The following is a 22,335-nucleotide window of genomic DNA, read 5'->3' as shown; positions in this document are numbered from 1 at the left end:
TTTATTTACTAATGCAAAATCTCAAATCAAAAATCGTTAATCTGCAATCAAAAATTCTTTAACACTAATCAATCCATTTGTAATAACGGGCTCCGATTAAATTAGGGATTTCTGCTTCTATTCGATCCAGAATCCATTCATTTTTAGGTTCTACAATGCTTTGTTTTTGCTCCTTTTTATGCAATTTCTCATAAGTTTCAAAATCAATTTCAAAACTATTTTCTAAAGTTTCAAAAAGGGCAACATTAGCTAGAGTTGATTTCCACTCGGGTTGAATCGTACCTTCAAAAACCTTAGATTTAGAACCGCTTCCATAGGCTAAAAAACCAAATTTTTCAGAAGTAATTTCCTTTTTGGTGTCATAAAAATGAGCCAAAGTAGAAAGTAATCCCATAAAAATAGAACCCGTATATAAGTTTCCAATTAAAGAAGAAGCCAATTCTGCAGGTTGTAATTTTTCGATAACAAATGTTTTGTATTCTTCAGACTTACTGATTTCTTTTAATTTGTTCTGATATTCTGATGGGTTTTCTTCGCCAGAAAGAATTGCGCTTGAAGCATCCAAGGCGTAAATCTCGGATAACATTCTTCGCCCTTGAAAAGCATAAGGTAAATGCATCACGATACTTTTCCAGGAATGATAAATAGTCTCTTGAGTATTTTTTAATTTTTTGAATGAAAAATAAGCTGCTTTGGTTCGATCCATATAGCATTGGTTCGAATATTGACCATCAAAAACAGGTTGGTCTTTGTGGATTTCAATTTCGCTTTCTAAATTGTCAAACCAAGATTCGTTGTTTGTGTTTCCTGTGATTTCCTGTTTTGAAACTGTTCTATAAGGTTTGAAGAAATCAAAAACTCCTTTTGTGTTTACGCCCCAATGATTTTCGAAAGCAATAATTCTTGGATTTGCACTAATCAATATCGCTACTGCTCCAGCTCCCTGTGTGTATTCGCCAGTAGAATTTAGATCATATTTGGCGAAATCGGTGGTAGCAACAATCGCTTTTTTGGTGGGATTGAGTTGAATAAAATCGATACAGTTTTGTAATGCATCAACACCTCCAATACAGGCAAAAGTAAAATCTACAACGTCACATTCTGATAAAGAATCCTCACCAAATTTTTGTTCCATTAGAGTAATCAAGAACGAACTGATGGGTTTTGAGTTGTCGATAGCGCTTTCGGTTCCAACATAGATTCGGGCAATTTCGTCTAGCTTGATGTTGTTGTTCAGTATTAATTTGGTTAAGGCATTGGCCCCAAATACCACAGTGTCTTGGTGAATGTCCGGCAAAGTCATTTTGATTAACCCTAAACCTTTTTTCAGTTTTTCGGATTCAATATTTCTGGCTAAAGCCAAGGTTTTTATGGGTAAATGTATTTTGGCAACATCAAAAGCTATAGCGTCAATTCCGATTTTCATTTTCAATTTTTTAATTGGTAAAATTAAAACTCCGTCATTGAATGGCAATTTTTTTAGTACCACAAAATTCCTGTTTTTTGTGTTTTTGCTTATTTGTAAAGTAATTATTTATAAAATTGAATAATGAATAATTATCCCGTCTTTTGTTTTGATTTTTTTATGTAATTCATAAAGAGTCGTTTTTGTTTTATTTGAGTTTTTTTGAAGCAATCAACAGAGTTTTAATGTGTTAGCACTTCATTTTTGAAGATCTGCTAATTTTTCGTTTAAATACTTTAAAATGATTATAAATAAGACACCAAAGAGAGCTAAATCGTTGTGATTCTTTCCTAATTAACCTAATTTTGTTCGACTTTTAAAAAAACAAAACATTTATACTATTATGGCAAAATCTGCAATATTGAAGTCGTCTATAGCTAAAAAAGTAGCTATGGCGCTTTCAGGACTTTTTTTGATTATGTTTCTATCGCTACACTTTTTTATTAATTTCATATCGGTTTTTAGTGCCGATACGTTTAATGCGATGTCACATTTTATGGGTTACAATCCGTTAATCCAATTTGCAATGCAACCTATTTTAGTTGCAGGGGTTATTTTTCACTTCGTTATGGGATTCGTCTTGGAGTTGAAAAACAGAAACGCTAGACCTGTTGCTTATGCAAAGTACGATGGCGCATCAAATGCATCATGGGCATCTAGAAACATGATTATTTCAGGGTTGGTAGTGTTGGCTTTTTTAGGCTTGCATTTTTATGATTTCTGGGTTCATGAAATGGTTTACAAATACGTAGAAGCGAATGCAATTGATGAAACAAGATATTATCATGAATTGGTAGCTAAATTTGAAAGTCCAGTTCGTACAGGATTGTACAGTGTTGCTTTCGTATTATTGGCATTACACCTTTGGCATGGTTTCACATCCTCTTTGCAATCAGTAGGATTTGATAACAAAATCGGAAAGTCTTTGCATAAAATATGTTATGCATTTGCAATTATAGTTCCTTTTGGATTTATTTTTATTGCGCTATTTCATCACTTTAATAATTAATATCAATCTATAATGAAACTAGATTCTAAAATACCAGAAGGTCACATTTCACAAAAATGGACTGATTATAAAGATCACTTAAAGTTAGTTGCACCAAACAACCGACCAAAAATAGATATTATCGTTGTAGGAACAGGATTAGCGGGTGCCTCGGCAGCAGCGTCTTTTGCCGAAATGGGTTATAATGTAAAAGCTTTTTGTTACCAAGATTCTCCACGTCGTGCGCACTCAATTGCAGCACAAGGAGGTATCAACGCAGCAAAAAATTATCAAAATGACGGAGATAGTACTTTCCGTTTATTTTACGATACAATTAAAGGAGGGGATTACAGAGCACGTGAGGCAAACGTACACCGTTTAGCTGAAGTTTCTGGTAACATCATCGATCAATGTGTGGCTCAAGGAGTTCCTTTTGCTCGTGATTACGGTGGAATGTTGGATAACCGTTCTTTTGGTGGTACACAAGTACAACGTACTTTTTACGCTGCTGGACAAACTGGACAACAATTATTATTAGGAGCGTATTCTTCTTTATCAAGACAAATCGGTTTAGGAAAAATCGAGATGTACAACCGTCACGAAATGTTAGAATTGGTGAAGGTTGATGGAAAAGCTCGTGGTATCATCGCCCGTAACTTGATTACTGGAGAATTAGAAAGACACTCTGCTCATGCCGTAATTATTGCAACAGGAGGATACGGAAATGTTTATTTCCTATCTACTAATGCAATGGGATCAAATGTAACTGCTGGTTGGAAAATTCACAAACAAGGAGCTTTGTTCGCAAATCCTTGTTACGTACAAATTCACCCAACTTGTATCCCAGTTCACGGAACCAATCAATCTAAATTGACATTGATGTCTGAGTCGTTAAGAAACTCTGGACGTATTTGGGTTCCAAAGAAAAAAGAAGATTCAGAAGCTATTAGAGCAGGGAAATTAAAACCAGTTCAAATTGCTGAAGAAGACAGAGATTACTATTTAGAAAGAAAATATCCTGCATTTGGAAATTTAGTTCCTCGTGATGTTGCTTCAAGAGCAGGAAAAGAAGTTTGTGACGAAGGTCGCGGAATTGAGGCTAATGATACTAACGAAGGAGTTTATTTGGATTTCGCTACAGAGATTCAGTCCAAAGGAAGACAAACAGCTTACGCCAAAGGAAATCACAATCCTTCTCAAGAAGAAATTCTTTCATTAGGAAAAAAATGGTTGGAGGAAAAATATGGTAACTTGTTTACGATGTACCAAAAAATCACGGATGAGAATCCTTATGAAACTCCGATGAAAATTTATCCAGCGGTACACTATACCATGGGTGGTGTTTGGGTTGATTATAACTTACAGTCTACTATTCCGGGTTGTTTTGTTGCAGGAGAAGCTAACTTCTCTGACCACGGAGCGAACCGTTTAGGGGCTTCAGCTTTGATGCAAGGTTTGGCTGACGGATATTTTGTATTACCATACACTGTTTCTAATTATTTGGCAGACGATATTCGTACTGGAAAAATCTCTACAGATTTGCCAGAATTCGTAGCTGCTGAAAACAGTGTAAAAGAACAAATCAACAAATTCTTATCCAATAATGGAACAAAAACAGTGGATCATTTCCATAAACGTTTAGGTTTGATTATGTGGAATAAAGTAGGAATGGGCCGTAATGAAAAAGGTTTAACTGAAGCCATTACAGAAATTGCTGCTTTAAAAGAAGAATTCTACAAAGATGTTTATGTTCCGGGTAGTTCAGACGAATTGAATCCTGAATTAGAAAAAGCGCTTCGTGTTGCCGATTTCATCGAATTAGGACAATTGATGGCTATGGATGCTTTACAACGTAAAGAATCTTGTGGAGGTCACTTCCGTGAAGAGTATCAGGATTCTGAAGGGGAAACGCTTCGTGATGACGAAAACTTCTCATTCGTAGGAGCATGGGAAAACAAAGGATACGATGTTACAAAATCGGAACTTCACAAAGAGGAATTGAAATACGAGTTTATCAAAATCGCAGCTAGAAATTACAAATAATAGAATTATGAGCGCAGCAAAAAATATCAATATAACCCTAAAGATTTGGCGTCAGAAAAACTCCAAAGAAAAAGGGAAAATGGAATCATACAAACTAAATGACGTTTCTACAGCCAGTTCATTTCTGGAAATGTTAGACCAATTGAACGAACAATTAGTAAACGAAAGAAAAGAACCAATTGCGTTTGACCACGATTGTCGTGAGGGAATTTGCGGTATGTGTTCTTTGTATATCAATGGTCGTGCACACGGACCAGATACTGGAATCACTACTTGTCAATTGCACATGAGAATGTTCAATGACGGTGACACGATTGTGGTTGAGCCATGGAGAAGTGTTGCTTTCCCAGTAATTAAGGATTTGATTGTTGACAGAACCGCTTTTGATAGAATTCAACAAGCAGGAGGATTCGTTTCAGTGAATACTTCTGGAAACACTATCGATGCCAATACCATTCCAGTTCCTAAAGATGATGCTGACAAAGCATTTGAAGCAGCGGCTTGTATCGGTTGCGGTGCATGTGTGGCTACCTGTAAAAATGGTTCGGCTATGTTGTTTGTTGGAGCTAAAGTTTCACAATATGCATTGTTACCACAAGGAAAAGTGGAAGCTACAAACCGTGTATTAAACATGGTGCGCCAAATGGACGAAGAAGGTTTTGGTAACTGTACCAATACTGGAGCTTGTGAAGTAGAATGTCCAAAAGGAATTTCTTTAGAGAATATTGCTCGCATGAACAGAGAGTATTTATCAGCAAGTTTAAAATAAGACTTCAAATAGTTTATATCAAAAACGTCCCGATGCATCGGGACGTTTTTTGTTTGTGTAATACCTTAATGAATCTCTTTTTATCTTTGCGTATCTTTGTGAAATAGCAAAGAAGTCAAAATGAAAATCGCACTTATCCAATCGTCATTGTTCTGGGAAAACCCAGAAAAAAACAGAGAAAAACTAGGAAAAAAAATCAATGCAATTTCCGAGAGTGTTGATTTAATTGTGCTCCCCGAAATGTTTACTTCAGGATTTACCATGCAACCCAATGATGTTGCCGAAACCATGCATGGCGAAACCCTAACTTGGCTCAAGCATTTGGCGAAAGACAAGAACAGTGCTATTACGGGAAGTTTAATAATCACGGAGAATGGAAACTTCTACAACCGATTGGTTTTTGTTTTTCCTTCAGGAGAAGTTCGATTTTATGATAAAAGGCATTTGTTTACCCTTGCCGGAGAAGATAAAGTCTATACGGGTGGCAACAAGAAATTAATTGTCGAATATCAGGGCTGGAAAATTTGCCCGTTAATTTGTTATGATTTGCGGTTTCCTGTTTTTGCCAGAAATACCGAAGATTATGATGTGTTGATTTATGCGGCCAATTGGCCAAAAATAAGAATAAACGCTTGGGATACCTTATTGAAAGCACGTGCCATAGAAAATATGAGTTACACTATTGGTGTCAATAGAATTGGAGAAGACAATAACGGACATCAATACAATGGACACACCCAAGTGGTTAATTTCTTGGGAGATTACATTTTAGAACCGATAGAGAATAAAGGAGTTTTTATAGTTCAATTGAATAAAGCCGAATTGCTTCTTGCTAGAAAGAAGTTTAATTTTTTAAATGATCGAGATTCTTTTGTGTTAAAATGATCCTTTTGATTTTTCTTTCTCCTTTTCTTTTTTCTTTTTGGGTTCAGGAGTGTACGGAATACTCAAATCAAAAGACTGATTGACATCCCAATTGATTCGGACATCTACCCCTTTGGAAAAGTAAACAACTTCTTCTGCTTGTCTTTTTTCGAGATAACTTCCGGTATCCCATTCCTTATTTTTATTGTCGTCATAAATCGCCCGAAGTGTATATAAACTAGGCTCGAGAAGATTAAAATCAATTTCCGTTTTGGCTTCAGTATATTGGCTAGCGACAACTATATCTCCTTTTTCATTGGTCAATTCAATAATTACAGGAAAGCGGTTCACGTTTTTCAAACTCACTGTTAAATTTCCGTAATCAGCATTGTTTCTTGTGCTGGTAGAAAAAGTCAAAGTGTCATTCTTTTTTTCAAAAAAATCAGTAACGGCACCCGGTAGAAATTTCAAACTATATTTTTGAGATTCTTCTTTTTTGAAATCAATGAATAATTCTTGGGTGTAATCATCATAAGCTGTTGTGAAGGCCACGGCAACCGAATCCTTATCAATAAGTTTCATTTTCGAATTGTCAAAATGTACCAAAGGAGTATTCGATTCTAAAGTGAATCGCTCTCTAAAATTCAATATTCCACTCTGTACCGCTTTAAGGCTCAAAGTGTCGTTTTTTTGATTTTTGATTTTAAAACTAAAGTCTTTTTTGTATTTATCTTTCTCAATATGTAATGAAAGAGAATCCGTTTTCAAGGGTTTGAACCAAAGCTGTAAAGAATCTTTTTTGGCTACTTTGGTAATAACTATAGGTAAGATTTCGTTTTTGTTTTTTAAAATGATTTTTGGCGTTTCATTTTTTCTAATTTTCCCTTCATAACCAAGCAGAACCCTGTTTCCGGAGGCTTGAGTCGGTTTGAATGCTTTAAAAGGCAGTGTTTCTTTGAACAATTCCAATTCAAAAACGGTATCGCTTGGAATCTTTATGATTTGTTTGCTAAACCCAATTCGTTCTGATTTAGGATTAAATTTATTATTCCCATTATTGTCTTTCAAAGCAATCAAATGATAATTACCCGTTTTTAAATTCTCCAATCGAAACGTTTTCAAGCTATCCAAAGTATTGGTAATGTATCGAGGACTTTCTTTATAAATGGTAGAATCGTTAAATTTTTCATTCGCTTCATAAAGCATAATTGACACAAAAGATTCCACCTCTTTATTATAAGCATCTTTTACTCTTCCGCCCAATGCCAATGAGTCAATATAATCTCCCGTAGAAAACACATACTTGAATTGATTGAATGGATTCCCTTCGTTATTATCAGCAATACTTTGCCCAAAATTCAAACTATAGGTTGTATTGGGACTCAAAGTGTCATTTATAGTAATAGTCAATGTTTTTGTTGGAGTGGTCGGAATGATTAACGGTTCATTCTTCATCGGGGGAGAAATAATCAATTGCTTGTTTAGATTTTTTAGCTTGATATTTTCGTCAAAAACAAGTTTGATTTTATTGCCTTTAAAATTGACAGAATAATTCTCCGGAAAACTGGATTTTAATGTCGGTGCAATGGTGTCTTTCAAACCACCGGTAATGGAACCTCTTTTGGCGCAACTCACACAAAGAATCAACAGTAAAAGAGGAATATATTTAAAATTGTTTTTCAACATAATGAACTAAAATTTGATTCTACAAAATAACAATTATATTTACTGTAATCGAAATGTTTTGCCAATTATTAGGAGCTATTTCCTGCTGTACACTGTATCTTTATATGAGGTGAAGAAAAATCACCCCATAAAAAGGATGCCGTTTCCATCAGGGCTAGGGCTTTACGGGAACAAGAAATTTATTTTTACAACCAAAAAGCAGTTAAAACAATAAGGCTCTTCTTAATGCAGACTAAAATTATTTATGACTGTAATTCTCATTATTTGTGATTTTTAAAGCATAAGTGTTTAGCCCACAGATTGTACGGATTAAACAGATCAGCACGGATTCTTGACTTATGAATTGAATATCCATTTCATATCTGCGTAAAATCCGCCTAATCCGTATAATCTGTGGCCCTTTTTAATTTTTAGAATATTTTAGGACAGTTCCATAAAATAAAATCTTTGCGAACACTTCGGGAATCTTTGCGTAATAACTAAACAAAAACGTTTGCCCCACATTTACTGACCATTTCTCAAGCTAATTCATTAAATTTGCATTCAAAATAGATCTTCGATGAGCAATATTAGAATTACCAAACAATTTAGTTTCGAAACCGGTCACGCCTTATACGGGTATGATGGGAAATGTAAAAATGTGCATGGTCATAGTTATAAATTATCGGTTACCGTTATCGGAACACCGATTACCGATCGTAACAATGTAAAATTTGGTATGGTCATCGATTTTTCGGATCTAAAAAAGATTGTAAAAGAAGAGATTGTCGATCAATTTGATCACGCTACCGTTTTTAATGAAACAACTCCACATATTGAGTTGGCAAACGAATTAAAAAACCGCGGGCATCATGTAATTTTGGTAGATTATCAGCCTACCAGCGAAAATATGGTAGTCGATTTTTCTCAAAGAATCATCCGTAGATTGCCTCAAAACATTCAGCTTTTTTCTTTAAAACTTCAAGAAACAGAGTCTTCCTTTGCAGAATGGTTCGCAAGCGACAATCAATAATCTATCCTTAGTTCATGCAATTACCAAATAACAAAAAAATCTATTTCGCTTCCGATCAGCATTTTGGTGCGCCAACTCCAGAACTTAGTTTTCCAAGAGAACAAAAGTTTGTGGCTTGGCTTGATGAAGTAAAAGGCGATGCCGAAGCTATATTTCTTTTGGGTGATTTATTTGATTTTTGGTTCGAATATAAAACAGTAGTTCCCAAAGGGTTTGTTCGTATTCTTGGCAAGCTAGCCGAAATTCGTGACAGTGGTATTCCTATTTATTTCTTTGTGGGCAACCATGATTTATGGATGTCCGATTATTTTGAAACTGAACTGAATATTCCTGTTTATCACGATAACAAAGAATTTACTTTTGGCGATAAAACCTTTTTAATTGGTCATGGTGATGGGAAAGGACCCGGCGATATGGGGTACAAGCGCATGAAAAAAGTCTTCACGAATCCGTTTTCTAAGTGGCTTTTTAGATGGCTTCATCCAGATATTGGAGTCAAATTGGCACAATACCTTTCGGTTAAAAATAAATTGATTTCGGGAGCCGAAGATGTGAAATTCTTAGGTGAAGAAAACGAATGGCTCATACTTTATGCCAAACGAAAACTGGAATCCAAACATTATAATTATTTTGTATTTGGTCACCGTCATTTACCGATGATAAAATCGGTTGGTGAAAATTCAGAATATGTCAATCTAGGCGATTGGATCAGTTATTTTACCTACGGAGTTTTTGATGGAGAAACATTCGAGGTTAAAAAATTTGAATAAGCACTTTTGATTTAATTATAACTCACTTCTTAGCATCTCATAAATAAAATGGCAATAGGGGAAAACAAATTAGACAATCCCGTTTGGTATTCAATTTCCGAAACACATAAAGATTTTGGAATTGATTATGGTACTATAAAATTTTACCATCCCGATTATTGTCCTTTCGGAGGCTTTATTGCGCTTGACAATATAGAACACTCCATTTCTGAATATGCTAAACTAACAGGCAGTTTTTTTATTATTGGACAAAAACCAACTGTTCCCGATCACCTAAAATTAAACAATGAATTAATCTGTTTGCAAATGATTATTCATGGCAAAATAGAATTAGATATCGAAGATCAAATCGTGAAATTAGGAGAGGAACATTTAGACGATTTATTAGGCTTGGTTAAAATTGTGTATCCAGATTATTTTAAAAAGAAGACCGCTTCATTGGGAAATTATTATGGAATCTACAAAAACAATCAACTCGTTGCAGTAACAGGGGAACGAATGCAAATGGATGAATTCACAGAAGTAAGTGCGGTAATTACGCATCCGGAGCATACAGGTAAAGGGTATGCAAAACAATTAGTCACTCATGTTGTCAACGCTATTTTCGAACAAAATAAAACCCCATTCTTACACGTTGCCGAATCCAATATTGGGGCAATAAAGCTGTATGAGAAATTAGGCTTTCAAACCAGAACAAAAATAAGTGTTTGGAATATCGTTCCCAATCTTTAGGGTATAAATTACTCCATTTGCCCTATTTTGGGTTAAAAAACAAACTCTTAAACATTTTACAACGAAGACTTTAGGTTGTAAATAAATATGCGTATTTTTATAGGAGTTATTGTAGTCTTGTTAAATAATAGACTGTTACTTTATCTAAGTTTCAACCCGACAAAAGTTTCATAAAACAAATTATATATAAGTGCAATAATTCATCAGTAGACAAAAGCTAATGAAAGAGAATTTATTATATTATCATGTTTCAAACCATCTAAAATCTATCGAAAAGCATCTTGCTGCCTACTCGAAGAATGGTAAACCCAAACACCTTCATCTTTTGAGATTAGATATAAAGGTAGCAAAAGCATTGTTTTCCTTTGCAGAAGACTTATATAATGAGCCCTACAGCGTGATTGAACTAAAATCTGTATTTCAAAAATCGGGGGAAATAAGGGAGATCCAAATAATTGGTTCTTCCAAACATCTTCCGGAAAAACTTATTCGTGAATTAAAAAAGAAAGAAAATTTCTTAACGAAACAGCTTCAAAGGGATGTTCCTAATTATATAAAATTCATAGAGAGTTTTCGTAAAGGAGTCACTTTGCCCTCTGCTTTCCCTGATACAGAAATAATCAAAGCCTATTTTGAGAATGAGTTGATGAAAGCGAATCAAGATTTTCTGAATCAAGACAGGGAAGGGTTGCATCAATTTAGAAAGAACATAAAAAAATTAATGTTCGTATACAATGCTTTACCTAAAAAAATGAGAAAAAAAATCGACTTGAATGAGCAGCATATTAATAAGCTACAAGAGGAAGTGGGGAATTGGCATGATACCTACTCCTCTATTGAGTTTCTTTCCTATCGCTATTTTAAACAAAAACCAGTTGAGTATATTTCAAAGTTGAAACAAAAAGAAATAAAACAATTTAATGCATTATTTGCAAATGATAAACCGTTCAAATGATAAACCCCTTAGTATTCAAGAAATAAATGGTAAGGGGATTGTTCTTTTTTATTGAAAACAAACAATTTATAACTCTATGTCACTATTGTTTTTCATGCTCTTCCAAGTCTTTTGTTAGGTCTAATTTTCTAAATTCGGGAGATATAAAGCCAGTGAAAAGTACAATGATAAGTGTCATGCTACCGCCAAAAACCACTGCGGTAACGGTACCCATTAGTTTTGCGGTTAATCCGCTTTCAAAAGCACCCAACTCATTTGAGGATCCCACAAATATAGAATTTACAGAAGCTACGCGACCTCGCATGTGATCGGGAGTTTTAAGTTGTAAAATTGTGGAACGAATAACCATGGATATTCCATCGACTACACCACTAAAAAACAAAGCCAAAAGCGAGATCCAGAATGAGGTAGAAAGTCCAAATATGATAATACATACTCCAAACAAGAAGATAGCTGTCAATAGTTTCATTCCTGCATTTTTATTAACAGGAACGTAGGCTGTAAAAAACATGGTCAAAATAGCGCCAACTGCTGGTGCAGCTCTTAAAAATCCAAATCCTTGAGGCCCTACTTTTAAAATATCCAAGGCAAAAATAGGTAACAGCGCTACCGCTCCCCCAAATAAAACCGCTGTCATGTCAAGGGTTAAAGCGTTTAAGATGGACTTATTGTTGTATACAAATTTGACACCTTCTTTCAAACTTTGCATAACCGGTTCGCCTATTTTTGGATTTAAAATTGGTTTTTTTTCAATTTGAGTTAACAGAAGTAAAGCAAAAAGCGAGCACACCATAACCAAGTTCATGGACCAATGCACTCCAATTAAATGAATGGAGAAACCTGCTACGGCAGGACCTACAACAGAGCCCACTTGCCAAACAGAACTGCTCCAAGTCGCAGCATTTGAATATGCTTTTTTAGGAACTATTAATGCCAAAAGAGAGAAAACAGTTGGTCCTAAAAACGAACGAACAATTCCCCCAAAAAATACTAAACCATAAATTGAATATAGAATAGTAGTTGTAGGTAGACCACTGTTTACTTCTGGCCAAGTGATTAAAAACAATCCTAAACTAATTATTGAAAAGCCTAAAATGCATTTGGATAAAAGGCTCTTTTTTTCATTTTGATCGACAATATGTCCTGCAAATAATGACATTGCGACGGCTGGAATGATTTCCATTAAACCTATAATTCCTAATGACAAGGCACTTTTTGTTATTCTATAGACTTCCCATTCGATGATGATAAATTGCATGGACCAAGCAAAAACCATGGCAAAACGAATAAGTAAAAAGGTATTGAATTCTTTAAATCTTAGGGCTGCGTAGGGATCGTTTTTCTTCATAATAACTGCTATTATTTAATGTCTTTTAATCGTAATTGAATGCTCACTTTGTCATTCCATTCATTCTCATCGATGCAATATACGGCATCGAATTCTTTTTGATTACCGGTTAATTCTTTTTTATTTCCTAGTCCAAAGCCAATAGCCGTAAGGCCTTCTGAGTTATTTTGCTTTACAAATAGTTTTAAATGCTCATCCTCAGCACCTAGTGTTTTGGCATAACCGGTGTCTTTTATTTTTTTGGTAAAAAAAACTGGGGTCATATTTAATGGTCCAAAAGGTTCAAATTGTTTTAGAATCCGAATTAATTTTGGCGAAATATCGTCAAAATTAATTTCGGCATCAATTGTGATTTCTGGAGTTAATTGATCGGGTTGGATGGTTTCTTGGACTATTTTTTCAAAAGCATTTTTGAAATTTATATAGTTCTCTGCTGTCAAAGTCATTCCGGCTGCATACATGTGTCCGCCAAATTGTTCCAAATGGTCGGAACAGGCTTCGAGAGCATTGTACACATCAAATCCTTTTACCGATCGTGCCGAAGCAGCATATTTATCACCACTTTTTGTAAAAACCAAAGTGGGGCGATAATAAGTTTCAATTAATCTTGAAGCTACAATACCAATTACTCCTTTGTGCCAATCTTCTTGAAAAACCACCGAGGTGAAGTTTTTTTCTTCTTGATTTTCTGTTATTTGTAAGAGTGCTTCTTTGGTTATTTGTTTGTCTAAGTCTTTTCGATCGGAGTTGTATTGCTCTATTTCAGAAGCAAACTGTTGGGCTTGTTCAAAATCAAATTCGGTTAGTAATTCTACTGCATGATTACCGTGTTTGATGCGACCTGCAGCATTGATTCTAGGGGCAATTATAAATACAACATCAGTAATGTCAAGTGTTTTCTTTTTTACTTGATGGACTAATGCCTTAATTCCGGGTCTTGGTTCTTCATTAATAACTTGTAATCCAAAATAAGCCAATACTCGGTTTTCGCCCGTCATGGGAACGATGTCGGCAGCAATTGCAGTAGCTACCAAATCGAGATACAAAACTAGATCGTCTATGGTTTGGTTTCTATTGGTTCCTAATGCTTGAATGAGTTTGAAACCTACACCACAACCACACAATTCATCATAAGGATATTCACAATCTTCTCGCTTTGGATCCAAAACTGCAATGGCTTCGGGTAAAAATGCTCCTGGTCTGTGGTGGTCACAAATGATGAAATCAATGTTTCGCTCTTTTGCGTAAGCGACATGATCTATCGATTTAATCCCGCAATCTAAGGCTATGATGAGTGAAAAGCCGTTATCATCGGCAAAGTCAATTCCTTTGTAGGAAACGCCGTAACCTTCGGCGTAGCGATCTGGAATATAAGTGGCAACGTTGGGATAATAGGTTCTTAAATAGGAAGAAACAAGAGATACTGCGGTGGTTCCATCGACATCATAATCGCCAAATACGAGGATGTTTTCCTGATTTGCAATGGCTTTTTCGATACGCTCGACTGCTTTGTCCATGTCCTTCATCAAATAAGGATCGTGTAAATCATCTAAACTTGGTCGGAAAAAATGTTTGGCATCTTCAAATGTCTCAATGCCTCTTTGTATTAATAAAGTAGCTATGAATTCTTCTACATTCAAAACTTGGGCTAAGTGCTTTATTTTTTCTTCAGCGGGTTTTGGCTTAAGGGTCCAACGCATTTTTATGGAGGTTTGATAAATTGGATGTAAAAAAGAGTGTCGCATTCCAGCGATGACCTTTGGGATACGAATTTAATTTTTTTAAATGAAAACAGTATGCTAATTGGTTTTTAATTTAGGGATAAAAATAATTTAAGCATTAAAAAAAGACGTACATTTGTAACATATATGTTTCAATATATCATAAATAAACACATAATGGAACAAAGAAGCTACTATAAAAACTGGTATGCATTGACCGATAATGCTATTGTAGGAACCCTCTGCAAAAGCATTAAACAAATGCGTTTGAATAAGAATATTTCGCAAGAAGAACTTTCCGAAAAATCGGGGGTCAATAGAATCACGATTAGCAGGATGGAAACCGGAAAGGCAATCAATTTGATGACATTGATACAATTGCTTCGTGCTTTAGAAAAATTAGAGTTGCTAAATTACCTGAACGAAGAACCGGAAATCAGTCCGATGATGGTTATGGAAGCTCAAAAAAAACTCCGTAAAAAAGCTTCGCCGACCCCTAGAAATTCAGATCCTAAAGAATAGTAGCTATGATTGCAGTTGCCGATGTAAAAATTTGGAACCATAAAGTAGGAGTTGTTCTTTGGGATCAACAAAGAAATTATGGTGTCTTTGAATATGACAAACAGTTTTTTAAATTGGGGCTTGATCTTTCTCCTATAATGATGCCTGTTGCCGATGCCCAAAGAGGCAGGAAGATTTTTTCGTTTCCCTTATTAAATCCAGATACTTTTAAAGGGTTGCCAGGTTTATTGTCAGACAGTTTGCCTGATAAATTCGGTAATCAAATCATTGACGCTTGGTTGGCGCAACAAGGTAAAAGTAGTAGTGATTTTAATCCTGTTGATCGTCTGTGTTATATTGGTAAACGCGGAATGGGTGCTTTAGAGTTTGAACCCGCCAATAATGGTACTATCGAAAAATCGAATCCTATCGAAATTCAAGAATTGGTAAAATTTGCCAAAGAAGTTTTAAATGCTCGTAGTGATTTTCATTCCGATTTGGATTCCGAAAAAGGATTTTCGGATATATTGCAAGTGGGAAGTTCGGCGGGAGGAGCAAGGGCGAAAGCGATTATTGCCTATAATACAACTACGGGAGATGTGCGTTCGGGACAGGTTGATGGATTGGAAGGTTTTGATTATTGGTTGATTAAATTTGATGGAGTTACCAATCATCAGTTGGGGGATCCCAAAGGCTACGGGAATATAGAATATGCGTATTACCTGATGGCTATTGATGCTGGAATCACAATGTCTGAGAGTAAATTGATGTCCGAAAATAATCGTTCGCACTTTATGACCAAGCGTTTTGATAGGCAAAACAATCAAAAAACACACATGCAAACGTTGTGTGGGATAGCGCATTTTGATTACAATATGCCTCGTGCGTATTCGTATGAGCAGGCTTTTCAAATTATGCGTCAAATGAAATTGCCTTATTCGGATATGGAAGAATTGTACAGACGAATGGTTTTTAATGTGATGTCCAGAAATCAAGACGATCATACCAAAAACATTTCATTTTTAATGTTTCCCAATGGAGAATGGCGACTTTCGCCTGCGTATGATGTTACATATGCTTACAATCCAGATAATTTTTGGTTGAAAGCACATCAAATGAGTGTCAATGGAAAAAGAGAAAATATTATGCTGGAAGATCTTTTGGCTGTAGCCAAAAATATCAACCTTAAGAAACCAAAACCAATTATTGAATTGTGTAATGAAGTGCTTTCCAATTGGCGTAATTATGCTGCCAAAGCGGGCATTGAAAATACTCAAATAGAACAAATTGGTAAGCAAATTATTTTATATAAAATGTAGCTTTTTTGATTCGTTATAGCTATTAAAAGAGATAACGAATCAAAAAAGTTGCAATATTGAGAAATTATTTAAGCTCTAATGCTTCTCCTTCAAATTGAATTCCATCCCAAGCTGTTTTCATAAAGTTGCGAATGTTTTTATGATTGGTTCCGTTGGGATCTCCCAAAACTTCTTCAAAATAATAAGCTCCAAAACAAGCTAAAGTTTCGGCAACGGATAATTTTTGCAATAGCGCAAAAGCGAATAATTTGCAAGAACCTGAGTTTTCTCCAGCGGCATTATGTTGTTCTCCGTTTTGAAAGGCTGTTGGTGTAAAAGTGTAGTTCTCTTCTATTGTTGCGATTGTTTCTGCAAACGGTATCGCTGTTGGGGTTTCTTTTAGTTTTTCTAAAAAGGTATTGATAGTCATATTTTTGGGTTTATTCGTCTTTTTGAAATTTACTTTTCTTGGCTTCTTTTACAATTGGTTTTCCTGCAACGACCACCACAATTTCGCCACGAGGGGCTACTTTTTCAAAATGGGTTAGGACTTCACGAGTAGTACCTCGCACATTTTCTTCGTGTAGTTTTGATAATTCTCTACAAACACAAATGGTACGGTCTTCGCCAAAATAGGTAATAAATTCGGCTAAAGTTTTAACTAGTTTATGTGGGGAGACATACAAAATCATGGTGCGAGTTTCCTCGGCAAGTTCCAGATATCGGGTTTGTCTTCCTTTTTTTTCGGGCAAGAAACCTTCAAAAATAAATTTGTCATTGGGTAATCCGCTATTGACTAAAGCAGGGACAAAAGCCGTCGCTCCGGGTAAACATTCTACGGTTATTCCGTTTTCGATACAGGCTCGGGTCAACAAAAAACCAGGATCCGAAATAGCAGGCGTTCCGGCATCCGATATTAAGGCGATTGTTTCTCCGGCTTTCAATCTGGAGATTAAATTCTCGATTGTTTTGTGCTCGTTATGCATGTGGTGACTGTACATGTGTGTGCCAATCTCGAAATGTTTGAGCAGTTTCCCGCTTGTTCTAGTGTCTTCGGCTAGAATTAAATCTGCTTCCTTGAGAATTCGAATGGCGCGAAAAGTCATGTCTTCGAGGTTGCCAATAGGAGTAGGGACTATATATAATTTTGACATTTTTGCTGCTTAAAGAGTGTGTTTGATGGAATATAAAATTGGAATACAAAAGGATAGTAATCCTTAAAACGATAAGAATTTCTTTTCTATAATTTCCATAAAGCGATGTTCAAATTCTTCTTTTCCTTCCCAATTATTGTAATCAGGTTTTACCATTTCATCAATAAAAGTTTTGGTTTCCAGAAAAGTGTCAAAAGTGATTAACTGGCTTAGCACACGATTGTAATCTTCGCTGTCTCCGTCAAAAAGATGTTTTACAAAAGCGATTCGATCGTTTAACCCGATTGTGATTCCTTTTGCTAATTTATCATTTAACGGAATTGATTTCGGTTCTTCTTTTTCCAGAACAGTATTATTTGTGTCTGATATTGGTTCTGGCTGAAAATTAAATGCCGATGGAGTTTCATTCGCCACCTTATTTTCGGAGGTTTGTTCCAGTTGGGATCTTTTTACAAAGTTGGGTTCTGTATAATGACCTCCCAAAAGATCTTCGAACGAAATTTGTACCGCTTCTGTTTTCTTTGGAGTTTCTGTTTTTACTTCTTCCGTTTTTTCTGCAATAGAGTTGATTTCAGTTTCTTCTATGTTAGGAGTTATCTCTTCAATTATTTTTTCTTCGTTTGTAACGGGTTCGACTTCATCTAATTCTAAGAGAGGTTGAGATTGAATCGTATTTGATTCTAAGGATTCATCCTCAGTTATTACATCCTCTTCTTCGGATTCAATTTCATCGATTTCCTCATCGATTATTGTTTGGTCTTCAATAATTTTGTCCGCTAATGTTTCTTTCGCAAAGATTTCTTTCGTTACAATTTCATCTGCAACAATTTTGTCATTTTCGAAATTTCTTTGGAATTCAGGTATCGTGTCATTTTCGAAAACTTCTTCAATTTTCTCAAATACTTCAGCTTGCCCAATAGTGGGTTTAGTCTCTCCAAAATGATCTTCAACAAATCGTAAAACGGCTAGTTTTTCATATAACTTCTGCGTTTCTAAATACAATTGGTTGATGTCTGATTTATTTTTTAGCTGTAATATTCTATGTGCAATGCTGATTAAATCGGCTTCCAATTTTTTTTTCATGACTTTTGAAATTATAATGAATAGGACTTTTATTAAATTTTAGTAATTTGTATTTGGTTTATGGGGGACTCTTTTCTGACTGTATTTTATTTTGAAATAAATCCTCCCAAATGTTCGTTTTGATAAAAATTATCTACTTTTGAAACGAGGTAAAAACAGATAATTACCCAACCGATTTATTACCGTTACAAAGTAATAAAAACTATTCATTTTTTAAGGTAGAAAAAGACAAAATGTTTCTCGAAAATACAGTAAATCATAAAGAACAATTTGGATGGATTGAGGTCATTTGCGGATCCATGTTTTCGGGTAAAACCGAAGAGCTCATCCGTAGATTAAAACGAGCTCAATTTGCCAAGCAAAAAGTAGAAATATTCAAACCCGCCATAGATACCCGCTATCATGACGAAATGGTTGTTTCGCATGACAGTAATGAAATTCGATCGACACCCGTTCCCGCTGCGGCCAATATCTCTATTTTGGCACAAGGTTGTGATGTGGTAGGGATTGACGAAGCTCAGTTTTTTGATGATGAAATCGTGACGGTTTGTAATGATCTTGCCAATCAGGGAATTCGAGTAATTGTAGCAGGTTTGGATATGGATTTTAAAGGAAATCCTTTTGGCCCGATGCCAGCACTTATGGCTACCGCAGAGTATGTTACCAAAGTGCATGCCGTGTGTACTCGAACAGGGAATCTTGCCCATTTTAGTTTTAGAAAAGCCGATAATGACAAACTGGTAATGCTGGGGGAAACCGAGGAGTACGAGCCTTTGAGCCGTGCGGCCTATTATCATGCGATGAAGAAAAATCAAGAAAAAGACGGGAATAGCACTCCCAATAACAAAAACAAAGAATAAAAAAGGTGAATTTACCCCTGCATAAAATCACTTCCATCCTGAATGCCGAATATTTCGGTAACACAAGCGATGCCATAATTGAAAATATTTCTATCGACAGCCGCTCATTGCAAAACGGACCGCAAACCCTTTTTTTTGCATTGGTTGGGCGTAATAATGATGCTCATTTATATATAAAAGACTTAATTGCAAAAGGCGTTCACAGTTTTGTGGTTACCTATATTCCGGAAGGCCTTGAAGGGAAAGCTAATTTTTTAATTGTTGAAAACACCCTTAATGCTTTACAACAAATCGCTGCTTATTACCGAAAACTTTTTGCTTTTCCCGTAATTGGTTTAACAGGGAGCAACGGTAAAACAATTGTCAAGGAATGGCTCAATTTCCTTTTGAGTCCAGATTATAACATTATCAGGAGTCCCAAAAGTTATAATTCTCAAGTTGGTGTTCCGTTATCGGTGCTCGGGATCAATGAGCATCATAATCTTGGTGTTTTTGAAGCTGGGATTTCTACCATTGCAGAAATGGAGAAACTCGAAAAGATCATCCAGCCAACAATTGGAATCTTGACGAATATAGGTTCTGCACACGATGAGGGTTTTGCCAATTTGGAAGAAAAAATTAAAGAGAAAATGCTGCTTTTCAACTATGCGGAAGTAGTGATTTATCAAAAAAATAATGACGTAGAGCAATTTATTAGTTCCAAAACTAAAACCATTTCTTGGTCTTTTACAGATACAACAGCAACAGTTTTTGTGTCTAAAAAAGAGCATACGCACGAGCAAACTCTTATTCAATATACTTATGAAGGGAATATTTCGACCTTGAAAATTCCTTTTGTAGATGATGCTTCTGTCGAAAATGTGATTTCGTGCCTTTTGGTTTTGCTGTATTTGGAATACGATGCCAAAACCATTCAAAGCAGAATTGAATTATTGTATCCGATAGAAATGCGTTTGAAAGTGAAAAAGGGAATCAATAATTGCAGTTTGATTGATGACAGTTACAGTTCCGATTTTCAATCTTTAAAAATAGCATTGGATTTTCTCGAAAGTCAAAAACAGCATCAGAAAAAAACTGTTGTGCTTTCTGATATTTTTCAAAGCGGATTGTCTAATGAAGTGTTGTATTCTAAAGTGTCGGAGCTAATTGTTTCGAATAAAATTTGCCGTTTTATCGGAATAGGCGAAACGATTTCAACTTTGAAAACAAAGCTTCCTAATGCTGTTTTTTTTAAAGACACCAATGAGTTTTTATTGTATTTGGACCAATTGAATTTTGAAAATGAAACCATTCTGATCAAAGGGGCGAGGTCTTTTCAATTTGAAGAAATCGTGGCAGCTTTGGCTGAGAAAACACACGAAACGGTTCTTGAAATCAATCTGAATGCAATTAGCCATAATTTTAATTTCTTTAAATCTAAACTGAAAGTCAACACCAAAATGATGGCGATGGTAAAAGCGTTTGGTTATGGAAGCGGTGGATTTGAAATTGCAAAATTATTAGAGCATCACAAGGTAGATTATTTGGGAGTGGCTTTCGCCGATGAAGGAATATCTTTAAAAATGGCGGGTATAAAATTACCAATTATGGTTTTGAATCCTGAAAACACAAGTTTCCCTGCAATAATTCAGCACCAATTGGAACCTGAAATTTATAGTTTAAAAGGATTGAATGCCTTCTTGAAAATCGCCGAGCATAAAAAATTAAAAGATTTCCCCATACATATAAAGTTAGATACAGGAATGCATCGTTTGGGTTTTGAAGCCAATACAATCGATGATTTGATTGCTACTTTGAAAGGAAATCAAACAGTTAAAGTGAAAAGCATTTTGTCTCATTTGGCGACAAGCGATGATTTACAGCACAAAAATTTTGTGCAATATCAAATTAATTTATTCGAGAAATTATCTTCGAAATTAATGAACGAATTGCAAATTACTCCTATTCTCCATATTTTGAATACTTCCGGAATCAGTAATTTTCCGCAAGCGCAATACGATATGGTTCGTTTAGGGATTGGTCTTTATGGTGTTTCTAATGATTCGGAAGAGCAAAGGCATCTTGAAAATGTAGGAACCTTAAAATCCATTATTTCCCAAATTAGAACCATTCAATCGGGTGAAAGTGTAGGCTACGGCAGACGATTTATGGCGAACAGAGAATCCCGAATTGCGACAATTCCGATTGGTTATGCCGATGGGATCGCCAGAAGTTGGGGGAACGGTATTGGATTTGTAACGATTAAGAATAAAAAAGCCCCCATTCTTGGGAGCGTATGCATGGATATGCTTATGGTTGATGTGACCGAGATAGCGTGTAAAGAAGGAGATGCTGTAGTGATTTTTGGCGAAAGCCCAACAGTCAATTATATTGCCGAAAAATTACATACCATTCCTTATGAAATCTTGACGAGTATTTCGCAACGGGTAAAAAGGGTTTTTTACAGGGAATAATATTATTTTATTTTCCAAAAAATAAGTATATTCGTTATGTTATAAGTCTAATCAAAACCAATACGTTATGGGATTTCTAAATGATTTTAAGGCCTTTTTGATGAAAGGTGAGATAGTGAATTTGGCAACAGCCGTAATAGTTGGAGGTGCTTTTGGGAAAATAGTAACCTCATTTACCAATGATGTTTTGATGCCGCCTATAGGATTGTTATTAGGTAAAGTAGATTTTAAAAATCTAAAAATTATTCTTCAAGACGGTATTCCCGCTGTTATGGAAAACGGTGTAGAGAAAGTGCCCGCAATTGCAGAAATTGCCATAAACTATGGGGCTTTTATTCAAACCGTTTTTGATTTTGTAATTATTGGTTTCTGTATTTTTATGGTATTAAAAGCCTACGAAAAATCTAAAAAGAAAGAGGAGGTGGTTGTTGTACCCGCAGGGCCAACCCAAGAAGAATTGCTTACACAAATTAGAGATTTATTGAAGAAATAATACTGCTGCACTATATATTCTAGCTTAACCGCTCTATAAATGAGCGGTTTTTCTATTTTGTTTAATTTATAACAATTTGTTAATTTTTGTGAAGCCGCTTGTTATGTTTTGAATATTGCATACTTTTGCATTTCAAAATT

The 22,335-nt window shown here is 35.4% G+C and carries 20 protein-coding genes; 13 read left to right on the top strand and 7 right to left on the bottom strand.

Features of this window, described 5'->3' with window-relative positions; all coding sequences use genetic code 11:
* Window positions 1–64: 64 nt before the first annotated feature.
* Window positions 65–1,426: a hydroxymethylglutaryl-CoA synthase family protein gene (locus DB891_RS00770; RefSeq protein ID WP_116760309.1), complete on the bottom strand. Its 1,362-nt coding sequence runs from the start codon at window positions 1,424–1,426 to the stop codon at window positions 65–67.
* Between the two features lie 382 nt (window positions 1,427–1,808).
* On the opposite strand from DB891_RS00770, the gene DB891_RS00765 reads away from it, so the two are divergent.
* From DB891_RS00765 to DB891_RS00750, 4 genes are all read left to right on the top strand, one after another.
* Window positions 1,809–2,474: a succinate dehydrogenase cytochrome b subunit gene (locus DB891_RS00765; RefSeq protein ID WP_116759604.1), complete on the top strand. Its 666-nt coding sequence runs from the start codon at window positions 1,809–1,811 to the stop codon at window positions 2,472–2,474.
* A 12-nt stretch (window positions 2,475–2,486) separates the two neighbouring features.
* Entirely contained in the window at window positions 2,487–4,496 is a 2,010-nt protein-coding gene (locus DB891_RS00760) for a fumarate reductase/succinate dehydrogenase flavoprotein subunit (RefSeq protein ID WP_116759602.1), read from the top strand.
* Between the two features lie 7 nt (window positions 4,497–4,503).
* Window positions 4,504–5,265, top strand: coding sequence for a succinate dehydrogenase/fumarate reductase iron-sulfur subunit (locus DB891_RS00755; RefSeq protein WP_116759600.1), 762 nt, complete (start codon window positions 4,504–4,506; stop codon window positions 5,263–5,265).
* A gap of 120 nt (window positions 5,266–5,385) precedes the next feature.
* On the top strand, window positions 5,386–6,150 hold the full coding sequence (locus DB891_RS00750; protein WP_116759598.1) for an amidohydrolase: 765 nt from the start codon (window positions 5,386–5,388) through the stop codon (window positions 6,148–6,150).
* Here DB891_RS00750 and DB891_RS00745 read toward each other — a convergent pair.
* A complete protein-coding gene (locus DB891_RS00745; protein WP_116759596.1) occupies window positions 6,142–7,815 on the bottom strand; it encodes an Ig-like domain-containing protein in 1,674 nt (557 codons plus the stop codon). The genes DB891_RS00750 and DB891_RS00745 overlap by 9 nt on opposite strands.
* 559 nt (window positions 7,816–8,374) lie before the next feature.
* On the opposite strand from DB891_RS00745, the gene DB891_RS00740 reads away from it, so the two are divergent.
* The 4 genes from DB891_RS00740 to DB891_RS00725 all read left to right on the top strand — a co-directional run bounded on the left by DB891_RS00740 (window position 8,375) and on the right by DB891_RS00725 (window position 11,284).
* Window positions 8,375–8,827, top strand: coding sequence for a 6-pyruvoyl trahydropterin synthase family protein (locus DB891_RS00740; RefSeq protein ID WP_116759594.1), 453 nt, complete (start codon window positions 8,375–8,377; stop codon window positions 8,825–8,827).
* 14 nt (window positions 8,828–8,841) lie between these two features.
* Window positions 8,842–9,597 carry a UDP-2,3-diacylglucosamine diphosphatase gene (locus DB891_RS00735; protein ID WP_116759592.1) on the top strand — a complete coding sequence of 252 codons (756 nt, stop codon included), beginning with the start codon at window positions 8,842–8,844 and terminating at the stop codon, window positions 9,595–9,597.
* Between the two features lie 48 nt (window positions 9,598–9,645).
* Window positions 9,646–10,329, top strand: a complete 684-nt coding sequence (locus DB891_RS00730; RefSeq protein ID WP_116759590.1) for a GNAT family N-acetyltransferase — start codon at window positions 9,646–9,648, stop codon at window positions 10,327–10,329.
* Window positions 10,330–10,549: 220 nt separating this feature from the next.
* A complete protein-coding gene (locus DB891_RS00725) occupies window positions 10,550–11,284 on the top strand; it encodes a CHAD domain-containing protein (protein ID WP_116759588.1) in 735 nt (244 codons plus the stop codon).
* Window positions 11,285–11,366: 82 nt separating this feature from the next.
* On the opposite strand, the gene DB891_RS00720 is transcribed toward DB891_RS00725, so the two are convergent.
* Together DB891_RS00720 and recJ are read right to left on the bottom strand one after the other, a co-directional pair.
* Complete coding sequence (locus DB891_RS00720) at window positions 11,367–12,632, bottom strand: MFS transporter (protein WP_116759586.1); 1,266 nt, start codon at window positions 12,630–12,632, stop codon at window positions 11,367–11,369.
* An 11-nt stretch (window positions 12,633–12,643) separates the two neighbouring features.
* A complete protein-coding gene (recJ, locus tag DB891_RS00715; protein ID WP_116759584.1) occupies window positions 12,644–14,332 on the bottom strand; it encodes a single-stranded-DNA-specific exonuclease RecJ in 1,689 nt (562 codons plus the stop codon).
* Between the two features lie 198 nt (window positions 14,333–14,530).
* On the opposite strand from recJ, the gene DB891_RS00710 reads away from it, so the two are divergent.
* Both DB891_RS00710 and DB891_RS00705 read left to right on the top strand, forming a co-directional pair.
* Window positions 14,531–14,875 carry a helix-turn-helix domain-containing protein gene (locus DB891_RS00710; RefSeq protein WP_189337076.1) on the top strand — a complete coding sequence of 115 codons (345 nt, stop codon included), beginning with the start codon at window positions 14,531–14,533 and terminating at the stop codon, window positions 14,873–14,875.
* 5 nt (window positions 14,876–14,880) lie between these two features.
* Window positions 14,881–16,173 carry a type II toxin-antitoxin system HipA family toxin gene (locus DB891_RS00705; RefSeq protein WP_116759580.1) on the top strand — a complete coding sequence of 431 codons (1,293 nt, stop codon included), beginning with the start codon at window positions 14,881–14,883 and terminating at the stop codon, window positions 16,171–16,173.
* 64 nt (window positions 16,174–16,237) lie between these two features.
* On the opposite strand, the gene DB891_RS00700 is transcribed toward DB891_RS00705, so the two are convergent.
* From DB891_RS00700 to DB891_RS00690, 3 genes are all read right to left on the bottom strand, one after another.
* Entirely contained in the window at window positions 16,238–16,582 is a 345-nt protein-coding gene (locus DB891_RS00700; RefSeq protein WP_116759578.1) for a HopJ type III effector protein, read from the bottom strand.
* Window positions 16,583–16,592: 10 nt separating this feature from the next.
* On the bottom strand, window positions 16,593–17,306 hold the full coding sequence (gene rsmI, locus DB891_RS00695) for a 16S rRNA (cytidine(1402)-2'-O)-methyltransferase (RefSeq protein WP_116759576.1): 714 nt from the start codon (window positions 17,304–17,306) through the stop codon (window positions 16,593–16,595).
* Window positions 17,307–17,369: 63 nt separating this feature from the next.
* Entirely contained in the window at window positions 17,370–18,389 is a 1,020-nt protein-coding gene (locus DB891_RS00690) for a hypothetical protein (RefSeq protein WP_116759574.1), read from the bottom strand.
* Between the two features lie 233 nt (window positions 18,390–18,622).
* Here DB891_RS00690 and DB891_RS00685 point away from each other — a divergent pair, with 233 nt between their 5' ends.
* From DB891_RS00685 to mscL, 3 genes are all read left to right on the top strand, one after another.
* Complete coding sequence (locus DB891_RS00685) at window positions 18,623–19,249, top strand: thymidine kinase (protein ID WP_116759572.1); 627 nt, start codon at window positions 18,623–18,625, stop codon at window positions 19,247–19,249.
* Between the two features lie 5 nt (window positions 19,250–19,254).
* Window positions 19,255–21,702: a bifunctional UDP-N-acetylmuramoyl-tripeptide:D-alanyl-D-alanine ligase/alanine racemase gene (locus DB891_RS00680; RefSeq protein WP_116759570.1), complete on the top strand. Its 2,448-nt coding sequence runs from the start codon at window positions 19,255–19,257 to the stop codon at window positions 21,700–21,702.
* Between the two features lie 67 nt (window positions 21,703–21,769).
* Window positions 21,770–22,195: a large-conductance mechanosensitive channel protein MscL gene (mscL, locus tag DB891_RS00675; RefSeq protein WP_116759568.1), complete on the top strand. Its 426-nt coding sequence runs from the start codon at window positions 21,770–21,772 to the stop codon at window positions 22,193–22,195.
* The last annotated feature ends 140 nt before the right edge of the window (window positions 22,196–22,335 follow it).

This window comes from Flavobacterium laiguense (assembly GCF_003097655.1).
GTDB lineage: Bacteria > Bacteroidota > Bacteroidia > Flavobacteriales > Flavobacteriaceae > Flavobacterium > Flavobacterium laiguense.
Note: the sequence above shows the minus strand (reverse complement) of the source record. Positions and strands in the feature narration are given on the sequence as shown.